At 41.7% G+C, this 1,867-nt stretch carries 2 protein-coding genes; both read right to left on the bottom strand.

Annotated features, from left to right (window positions below; all coding sequences use genetic code 11):
• Positions 1 to 680: 680 nt before the first annotated feature.
• Positions 681 to 998 carry a hypothetical protein gene (locus ACSEXW_RS28115; RefSeq protein WP_438449494.1) on the bottom strand — a complete coding sequence of 106 codons (318 nt, stop codon included), beginning with the start codon at positions 996 to 998 and terminating at the stop codon, positions 681 to 683.
• A gap of 248 nt (positions 999 to 1,246) precedes the next feature.
• Entirely contained in the window at positions 1,247 to 1,693 is a 447-nt protein-coding gene (locus ACSEXW_RS28110; RefSeq protein WP_438449493.1) for an oxidoreductase, read from the bottom strand.
• Between the last annotated feature and the right edge of the window lie 174 nt (positions 1,694 to 1,867).

Genomic DNA, 1,867 nt, shown 5'->3' with positions numbered 1-1,867 from the left:
GACGCGGTTAGGTGGTGCTGGGTTGTCTGCTGAATCCGCTTCCTCGAAATGCCTCTTGCAGACCAAGGGCCGACAGGCCCGCCGCGTAGATACGGTGTTATGCGTAGTTACTGTCTTCCGTGTATCACATTCATGTCCTTCAAAAAGCGCTCTTTCATGTTTTGTGAGTTTTGTGACCTTAACCAATTGTGTTTCAATTTCTATTATCCTAATCTGTATTTATTTCTTTTTTAACTCTTAATAAATGCCCTTACAAGTCTTTCGCCCTATATCATTCTTGTTTCATTCCGAGTCGCGTAACACGCGACAAAATCTTCCGTTCGCGTGGACGAAGGGGGTTACTAATTCGCACGAATTATCTCGCGACTAACCCATCCCCTAATAAACTTGTAGGTCTTATTATCTGTACGAATGTTATTCAAATTGGTTAAGGGTCTACAGTAATTACGCATAACGTTGTTGTATTCACGAACCCTCACTGGCTTAAGGGGCGCCAGCCCCGGGTCCGACGGACTTAGCCAGTGCAAGGTTGTCTGCTGAGTCCGCTTCCTTGAAAAGCCTCTTGCAGACCAAGGGCCGTCAGGCCCGCCGCGTGAATACGGTGTTATCGGATGCTTCTGCCTTCTTCGAACTACTCAATGTGTCTATCCAAGATTGTATATTTTTTTAAGTTTCATTATCTATTGGTTCTCATATTCAAGATTATCTATTAGCATTATAGTATTTACCCATTCTTCAAAAGAGTCATATATATTAGTTCTTGGCCACTTATTATCTTCTTCAATTTTCCCCTTCCAAGTTAGGTGAACTTGAGCATATTTCACAGGGTTAGTTTGTAACTTAAACAAAACATCATCTCTATCGATTCTTCGTGCAACTATAAATACTTCTTTATCTTTGAGAATATGTGATCCACTCAATTCTTTTAATAATTCATGTTTATATATTTCAGATTCTTCTCTTTTCCATGGTTCTAAAAAAGTGAATGAGTCAGACATATCAGTCATCCTTTATTTATTAGGTTTTAGTATATGGTTTGCAGAAGTTTCCGATAACGTTGTTGTATTCACGAACCCTCACTGGCTTAAGGGGCGCCAGCCCCGGGTCCGACGGACTTAGCCAGTGCAGGGTTGTCTGCTGATTCCACTTCTCCGAAAAGCCTCTGCAGACCATGGGCCGTTAGGCCCGCCGCGTGAATACGGTGTTAGGTGAAGTCCCTGCCTTCTTCGAATACGCTGCATATATGTTATTGAATCCCTGCAGTTCCGAATGTATCATTTATTACTTTTTCATAGTCTATCCACTTAAAATAAAAAGGTCCTATACTAATAGGTTTATTACCTGGTTCAAGCTTAAACTCACTCCATATAACTAGATCTTCTTCTCGCTCGATATGAACTGAAATAAAACCACATTCTTCAACACCGCACCAAGGACAGACTAGAATGGGATATCTGTAGTATAAATATGGGTGTGTTTCTTTAAGTAAAAAATAATCAATCAAAAGTCTTTGATATTCTTTACTACCCCAGCCAAGTGACAGAACCATATCATGCTGTTTAAGCATTTGATATAGAGACCTACCGTCAATTATCAAATCAGCAAATTTGGTATTTTTGTTTCCTTCTTGCTCGGGATCATGGTCATCATAGCGGCTAGAAGGTACTGTTTGTAAGTTATTTATTTGTTTCATTTTGTTCCTCCAAGTTCTTGCAGGGATTTCACCTAACGTTGTTGTATCTACGAACCCACACCACCTTAAGGAAGCCCCGATCCATCAGCGCAGCTGGGTCCCGACCGGCCGCGACGCGGTTAGGTGGTGTTGGGTTGTCTGCTGAATCCGCTCCCTCGAAATGCCACATGCAGA

It is taken from the genome of Oryzibacillus soli (assembly GCF_051594765.1).
Classification (GTDB): Bacteria; Bacillota; Bacilli; order Paenibacillales; family NBRC-103111; genus Paenibacillus_AR.
The sequence above is the reverse complement of the archived record's forward strand: the minus strand, read 5'-3'. Positions and strand labels throughout refer to the sequence as shown.

Bases quoted from the DNA above. Each gene is read 5' to 3' on its own strand.
- ACSEXW_RS28110 (WP_438449493.1), bottom strand. From the start codon at position 1,693: ATGAAACAAATAAATAACTTACAAACAGTACCTTCTAGCCGCTATGAT.
- ACSEXW_RS28115 (WP_438449494.1), bottom strand. From the start codon at position 998: ATGTCTGACTCATTCACTTTTTTAGAACCATGGAAAAGAGAAGAATCT.